Source organism: Pseudomonas sp. GM84 (genome assembly GCF_000282535.1).
Lineage (GTDB): Bacteria > Pseudomonadota > Gammaproteobacteria > Pseudomonadales > Pseudomonadaceae > Aquipseudomonas.
The window spans coordinates 1-6,699 of record NZ_AKJC01000269.1 but is presented as its reverse complement, the minus strand read 5'-3'; the positions used below and the strand labels follow the sequence as shown (position 1 = coordinate 6,699).

The window sequence follows — 6,699 nt, the reverse complement described above, 5'->3', positions numbered from 1 at the left end:
AAGCGGACAACCATGGCCTGACAGACCGTGGCACGTTGCAACAAATGTAGGAGCGAGCTTGCTCGCGATGCGCCGCGCGGGCGGCGCTCGATTTACGCACCACCAAAAAACTCAAGACATGCACCTACCAGCCCCCGCCTACTCCCTCCAGGCGTAAGACTTTTCCCAACCTGCAACCAAACGCTTCTGAATTGGACACTTTGGGAATTATCCTACGATCGCTTCAGACGTTTCGCTGTTGTTGCTCACAACCATCAGGGCTAATTTCCCAGAGTCGTTTTCGAACGATGTGGGTGTGAGAACCCTGTAAACATGACAGCAGCCTCGTTATGGCAGCCTTGCGCGGGCAGACCTCGGTCTGGCCGGCTTTCCCATGTTTACCGGTTTCTCACCCCGCGCATGGCTGCCACCCCAATCCCGTGAGAAGGATCGAAATGGCAGCTCCCGTTGAGTAAACAAACTGGGAACTCCACCATGAAGAAGATCGTCCCCGACCCACCCAGCCTCACCCCCTACTTCTCCATCCACAGCGACATGCCCCCACCAGACGCCCTGGCCCACGCCAGCGAACTCCTACGCGGCGTCGCCGAAACCATCGACGAACACTGCCGCATCCATTCCGGCGAATCTGGATTGAGCATGCTCGGCAACGCCGCCCATGCCTCCGAGACCTCAAGAGCCCTGATCGAGCATGCCTTGACCGGCCTGCACAACGCGAAGGCCCAGGAGTAAAGCCATGAATGACCAACTCAAGCACGCGACCACCGCCGGCCACGAGACATTCGACCTCTTCCGCCTGCAACCCGGCGTCCCTTTCGACCACGCCTTCAGCCAGCTCTCGGTCCTCCTCGGCTGCATCCGCCACCTGACTACCGAAGCCGAAATGGAAAACGACCGCAAAGCCGGCAGCGCTGCCAGAATCCTCAGCGAAATGGCCAAGGCCCTGATCGACGACCTGGAACTCGGCATGAACAAACACCCCTGACCCCCACCGCAATCGGCCCCCACCCCGCGACCGGTGTGGGAGCCGGCTTGCCGGCGATGAGGCCAGCACAGACACCCCTCATGTCGCCAAGCCACCACCCCAATGGAACCCTCTTCAAGCCCCAGCAGTCCACCCTTACAGGCCCACCCTCCAGAGGCCTTGCAAAGGAGACACCCATGAAAGGTACTGCGCTTTCCGCCCTATTCGCGGCCGCCACCCTCCTGGCGTCCCCGGCGTTCGCCGCCGACGACCTCTGCGCCGCCAACCTGCAGAAGATCAACGACAGCATGACCACCGCCGGCGCCACCTCCGAAGGCCTGGACAAGGCCCTGACCGAGCACGTCGACAAAGCCAAGGCCGCCCAGGCCGCGGGCGACGACAAGCAATGCATCGCCATCACCAGCAAAGTGCTGGAGCGTCTGGAGAAAACCGAGAAAGGCGGCGGCTCGTCCGGCGGCAGCGGTGCTTGAGCCTGAGCGGGCGGCGACGGAACCTGCTGTCGACGCCGCCCGCACAAAGGCGTATACTTCGCTCAGCGTGCCGAAAGGTACGTGAGCTTAGACAGCTGTAAGCGTGGGGCCGATTAGGATTCGACGCCGGTAGCGAAACTCTAGGTGCATGCCGAGTTGGTAACAGAACTCGTAAATCCACTGTTGCAACTTTCTATAGTTGCCAATGACGAAAACTACGAGGGTTACGCTCTCGCTGCGTAAGCAGCTGAGCCCGCTCTCCTGGTAGCTTCGGCTCCAGCAATCATCAGGGGATGCCTGTAAACCCGAAATGATTGTCATACAGAACAGGATCGTCGTGTAGCACGTTGGGGGCAAAGCGACTAAAACTTACCCAACTCGTCCAAAGCACCCTGCCCGTCGGGCGGCTGCGGATTAACTCAGTAGACACGGCTAAGCATGTAGTACCGACAGCGGAGTACTGGCGGACGGGGGTTCAAATCCCCCCGGCTCCACCAAATCCAGAAAGAAGACACCCTAGGGTGTCTTTTTTTTGCCTGTAATTTGGAAATATCCAGTCGGCAGATGTCGCCCCCTTGCAAAATCCTTGTGCGTTTTTCAAGTCCGCACGACATGACCCTCCAACTGCGGGAGCGGACGACTCAGTAACAGACCTACGACCAGAGCCATCACAAACGCAATCCCCCCGGCTACTTGTAACAACGCCTCGAAGCCGCCAGCAAGTGCCTGCCGCGCCAACGGCGCAACCGCATCGCGCACTCCTGCATCCAGCAACGAAAGTGCAGCTTGCAGATCACCTGCGGCCACTCGTGCAGCCATCGCAGCGACCTTGCCCAAATGCTCCGGCGCCAATCCGGCCATGCTTTCACGCAACAACTGCCCACTACGCGCCGCAAGTACCCCGCCCAACACCCCAATCGCGATCACAATCGCGCCAAACCGCGTCGTGGTGCTCAACCCAGAAGCCATCCCGGTACGCTCACGCGGCACGCAGGCCATGATGTTCTTCTGCGTATCGCCATTGAGCAGCCCTGCACCCGCCCCCAGCACCAGGCTGGCAGCGGCGAAGGCCAGATAGCCCCCGTGGCCGACCGCCCAGGCGCACAGCAGGTTGCCCGTGCCCACCAGCACCAAGCCCAGGGCAAACACCTGCGCCGGGCTCCACTGACTGGCCAACCGCATCCCCAACCGCGGCGTCAGCAGCATCGCCACAGCAAACGGCAACATCCCCGCCCCAGCCGCCAGCGCCGACAGCTGCAAGCCGCTCTGCAGGTACAGCGGCAGCAAGGTCATCATCACCTGAGCACACGCGGCGTAAGCGAACATCCCCAGCAAGGCACCGATGAAGCGGGGACTGCGCATCAGCTTCAGGTCGATCATCGGTCGCGCCTGGCTGCTCTCGATCATGATGAACAGGCCAAACAGGAAAGCGCTGACCAGCAGCCGGCCAATCGTGTCCACACTGGTCCAGCCAACCTGGTTGGCATCGATCATCGCCCAGATCAGGCAGCCCAGGCTGCCGGCGAAGGTGAGGCTGCCCATGGGGTCGAGCCGGGCGGCAGCGCTGTCGCGGGATTCCTCGATGCTGCGCAGCACCATCAGGGCGAGCAACGCGACCAGGGGCAGGTTGATGTAGAAGATCCAGCGCCAGCCGAGGGTGCTGGCGATCAGGCCGCCGAGCAATGGGGCGAAGGTGATGGTCGCGCCCATGCATGCGCCCCAGAAGGCCCAGGCGCGCATGCGCTCCTGGGGTTCGTGGAAGCGGTGGCCGATGGCGGCCAGTGCGGCGGTCAGCAGCATCGCGGCGCCGATGCCTTTGGCGGCCCGGGCGAGGTCGAGGAACAAGAGGCTGGGGGCTGCGCCGCAGGCGAGTGAGGCGGCGCCGAACACGGCCAGGCCGATCAGCAGCATGCGCTGGCGGCCGAAGCGGTCGGCGAGGCTGCCGGCGGGGAGCAGGCAGGCGGCGAAGGCCAGGAGGTAGGCGCTGACTACCCATTCGATATCGGCGAAGGATCCGGACAGGTCGCGGGCGATGCTGGGGAGGCTGACGGCGACGATGTTGGTGTCGAGGATGATCAGGGCGCAGACCAGGGAGGCGGTTAGGAGGGTGAAGCGCGCAGAGGGCATGACGGGGGCTCCGGAAGCAGAGCGGGTTGGCTTGGGGGGATCAGTCTGGGGGGCGCCGGGGCTGCTTTGCAGCCCATCGCCGGCAAGCCGGCTCCTACAGGGACCGCGGCGCTGTTCAGGGCGCTGCGGGATGTGTGGGAGCTGGCTTGCCGGCGATGGACTGCGCAGCGGTCCCCTGCAATCTCACAGGCAATCTTTGCCGCCAAGACACCAGCCTTGTAATGTTTGCTTCACCATAACGCCGCCAGCCCCAAAGCGTGTTAGCCCCAACGGCCGGCGTCATTAGCTTGCAGGTAACACCGCATGGAAATCCGCCATTTCCGCTACTTCCTCTGCGTCGCCCGGCACGGTCACTTCACCCGTGCCGCCGAGCAGCTGGGCATCGCCCCGCCGACCCTCAGCCGGCAGATCCAGGACATGGAGCGCGAGCTGGGCGTGCGTCTGTTCGAGCGCAATCAGCGTGAGGTCAACCTCACGGCTGCCGGCCAGGCTCTGCTGATCGAAGCGGAGCAGGCCGTGCGCCAGTTCGATGCCGCGCAGCTGGGCGCGCAACGGGCCGGCCGTGGCGAAAGTGGCAGCATCGAAATGGGCTACGTGGCTTCGGCGGCGTATTCGGGGATGCTGCAGCGCCAGGTGATCAGCTTCAGCGACGCCCACCCCGGCGTGCGCCTGAACATCCGCGAACTGCCCATGGCCGAACTGCCAGGCATGGTCCGCGATGGTCTGCTCGATCTTGCCTATGTGCGCTCGCCCATGGAGCTGCCGGAAGAACTCGAAGCCATTGCCCTGCATCGGGAAGACTTCGTCCTCGCCCTGCCCGCCAGCTCGCGGATCAACGAGCTGCAGCAGATCCCGGCATCACGTCTGGCCGGCGAAAACTTCATCCTTCCCGAGCAGATTTCCGGGACGCTGGAGGTGGCGGCGCAGGGTGGGTTCGTGCCTCGGCTGGGACCGCAGCCCGGCAGCCTTGTTGCGGTGATTACCTTGGTTTCTTTAGGCCAGGGCATCGCCGTGGTGCCGGAGTCGGTGGTGCAGCGCATCAGCCTGCCGCAGGTGAACTACCGGCGTATTGCCGATTGCCAGGCCAGCTCATGGTTGAGCCTGATCTACCGGCGCTTTGAGAAAGCGCCGGCGGTGATCAGGTATGTCGAAATGGTGGGCAACTAGCCTTCGGCATATTTGTCGCGCCAGTGGTGCGACTTTTCTTCCCTGAATTTGTGCCGGCAGCGCTGACACTTTTTGAGGCTCTAAAAAACGAGGGCACCCTCCACTGGTGCCCTCGCCCTTGTTGCAAGGTGAACCCAATCACCCCATCGTCCGCGCCCCCACCGTCTGCGCATGCCCCCGCGACGTGACGATCCCCAGGAAGGAAATCACGATCGCCAAGCCCAACGTAGAACTCACTTCCGCCCGATGCTCAGGCGTATACATCATCACCGCCAACGCCCCGCCAATGAACAGGATCACCGCCCAGGTCAGCCACGGGAACAGCCACATGCGGAATTTCAGCTCGGCGTTCTCGCGCTCCAGGCGGCGGCGCATGCGCAGCTGCGAGATGGCGATGACCATGTACACCAGCAGTGCGATGGCGCCGGAGCTGGCCAGCAGGAACTCGAACACGCCCTTGGGCGCGAAGTAGTTGAGGATGGCGATGGCCGCGCCGATCAGGGTGCTGCCGAACACGGCGGCGCGCGGTACGCCGACCTTGGAGGTCTTGTTGAGGAAGGCCGGGGCGTCGCCGCGCTTGGCCAGCGAGTACATCATCCGCGAGGCAATGTAGATCGACGAGTTCATGCAGCTGGTCACCGCCACCAGCACCACCAGGTCGACCATGAAGCCGGCGTTGGGGATGTTCATGATTTCCAGCGCGCGCTGGTAAGAACCCACCACGGCCAGTTGCGGATCGTTCCACGGCACGACCGAGATAATCACGAAGATCGACAGGATGTAGAAGGTGCTTATGCGCCAGATCACCGAGCGGGTGGCCTTGGCGATGTTGCGCGATGGGTCGCTGGATTCGGAGGCGGCGATGGTCACGGCCTCGGTGCCGATGAAGCTGAACATCACGGTAATGAACGCGCCGATCACGGCCGACCAGCCTTTGGGCGCAAAGCCGCCGTACTCGGCCATCAGCCCGCTCAAGCCACTGACTTCACGGTTGGGCAGCCAGCCCATCAACGCGGCGAAACCCAGGCCGATGAAACCGAGGATCGCGGTGACCTTGAGGATGGCGAACCAGAACTCGAACTCTCCGTACTTGGCCACGCTGAACAGGTTGGTGCCGGCCAGCAGCAGCACCGACGCCAGGGCGAAGATCCAGCTGTCCACCTGGGGGAACCAGGCGTTGAGCACATGCCCGGCGGCCAAGGCTTCGATCGGGATCACCAGCACCCAGAACCACCAGTACAACCAGCCGATGGTGTAGCCGGCCCAGCGGCCGATGGCCTGGTCGGCGTAGGTGGAGAACGAACCGGTGTCGGGGTGCGCCACGGCCATTTCACCGAGCATGCGCATGACCAGCACCACCAGGGTGCCGGCTACGAAGTAAGAAACAATGGTGGCTGGCCCGGCCGCCGCAATGGCGTGCCCGGAGCCGACGAAAAGTCCGGCACCGATGATGCCCGCGATGGACAGCATCGTTACATGACGTGGCTTGAAACCTTGTGCAAGGTTGCCATCAGATCCCACGGTGTTCATTGATGTTGTTCTCTTTTTGCTGACACAAGGAAAGGACGGGCAGGCGTAGGCGAAAAATATCTCCTTTTGAAATCAAGAAAACGGCACGTTACCGGTGCTCTGTTGTTGATCTTTGGCACGCGTCACAGAGCCACGTGCCGGTGCAATTCGGGGTTCATTTAAGCCTTGCAAGGCTGTGGGAAATTACACGAGAACGCCTCGGAACTGTTTGATCACGACAGGGGATTTCCAATTGCGCCAGATGTCGTGAATGGCATGTCCAAATACGCCTGATGGCCATTTGAAGGTTTTGTTTTTCATCCGGATGTGTTGTGCCTGTAGCGGCCCTATCGCCGGCAAGCTGAACTGGTCAACTATTTTTGGACACCGGTTTAGGTTTCATGCTGCAGCTTTCAGCTTTTTCTCCATAGCTACAGGGGT

General features: G+C 62.2%; 6 protein-coding genes and 1 other RNA gene. 5 read left to right on the top strand and 2 right to left on the bottom strand.

All coding sequences use genetic code 11. From position 1 onward, the window contains the following. Positions 1-474: 474 nt before the first annotated feature. The 4 genes from PMI38_RS20520 (at position 475) to ssrA (ending at position 1,952) form a co-directional block, all read left to right on the top strand. Positions 475-732 carry a hypothetical protein gene (locus tag PMI38_RS20520; RefSeq protein WP_008098093.1) on the top strand — a complete coding sequence of 86 codons (258 nt, stop codon included), beginning with the start codon at positions 475-477 and terminating at the stop codon, positions 730-732. A 4-nt stretch (positions 733-736) separates the two neighbouring features. After that, on the top strand, positions 737-985 hold the full coding sequence (locus tag PMI38_RS20515; protein ID WP_008098091.1) for a DUF3077 domain-containing protein: 249 nt from the start codon (positions 737-739) through the stop codon (positions 983-985). Between the two features lie 176 nt (positions 986-1,161). After that, on the top strand, positions 1,162-1,455 hold the full coding sequence (locus PMI38_RS20510; protein ID WP_008098089.1) for a hypothetical protein: 294 nt from the start codon (positions 1,162-1,164) through the stop codon (positions 1,453-1,455). 105 nt (positions 1,456-1,560) lie between these two features. Beyond that, positions 1,561-1,952, top strand: a transfer-messenger RNA (tmRNA) gene (gene ssrA, locus PMI38_RS26750). A gap of 100 nt (positions 1,953-2,052) precedes the next feature. On the opposite strand, the gene PMI38_RS20505 is transcribed toward ssrA, so the two are convergent. Next, the gene (locus PMI38_RS20505; protein ID WP_008098088.1) at positions 2,053-3,582 is read right to left on the bottom strand and encodes an MFS transporter; all 1,530 of its coding nucleotides are present in this window, start codon (positions 3,580-3,582) and stop codon (positions 2,053-2,055) included. Positions 3,583-3,885: 303 nt separating this feature from the next. On the opposite strand from PMI38_RS20505, the gene PMI38_RS20500 reads away from it, so the two are divergent. Further along, entirely contained in the window at positions 3,886-4,749 is an 864-nt protein-coding gene (locus tag PMI38_RS20500; protein WP_008098086.1) for a LysR family transcriptional regulator, read from the top strand. 138 nt (positions 4,750-4,887) lie between these two features. Here PMI38_RS20500 and PMI38_RS20495 read toward each other — a convergent pair whose 3' ends face one another. After that, complete coding sequence (locus PMI38_RS20495) at positions 4,888-6,279, bottom strand: amino acid permease (RefSeq protein ID WP_008098084.1); 1,392 nt, start codon at positions 6,277-6,279, stop codon at positions 4,888-4,890. Positions 6,280-6,699: the final 420 nt, after the last annotated feature.

Bases quoted from the DNA above. Each gene is read 5' to 3' on its own strand.
- PMI38_RS20520 (WP_008098093.1), top strand. From the start codon at position 475: ATGAAGAAGATCGTCCCCGACCCACCCAGCCTCACCCCCTACTTCTCC.
- PMI38_RS20515 (WP_008098091.1), top strand. From the start codon at position 737: ATGAATGACCAACTCAAGCACGCGACCACCGCCGGCCACGAGACATTC.
- PMI38_RS20510 (WP_008098089.1), top strand. From the start codon at position 1,162: ATGAAAGGTACTGCGCTTTCCGCCCTATTCGCGGCCGCCACCCTCCTG.
- PMI38_RS20505 (WP_008098088.1), bottom strand. From the start codon at position 3,582: ATGCCCTCTGCGCGCTTCACCCTCCTAACCGCCTCCCTGGTCTGCGCC.
- PMI38_RS20500 (WP_008098086.1), top strand. From the start codon at position 3,886: ATGGAAATCCGCCATTTCCGCTACTTCCTCTGCGTCGCCCGGCACGGT.
- PMI38_RS20495 (WP_008098084.1), bottom strand. From the start codon at position 6,279: ATGAACACCGTGGGATCTGATGGCAACCTTGCACAAGGTTTCAAGCCA.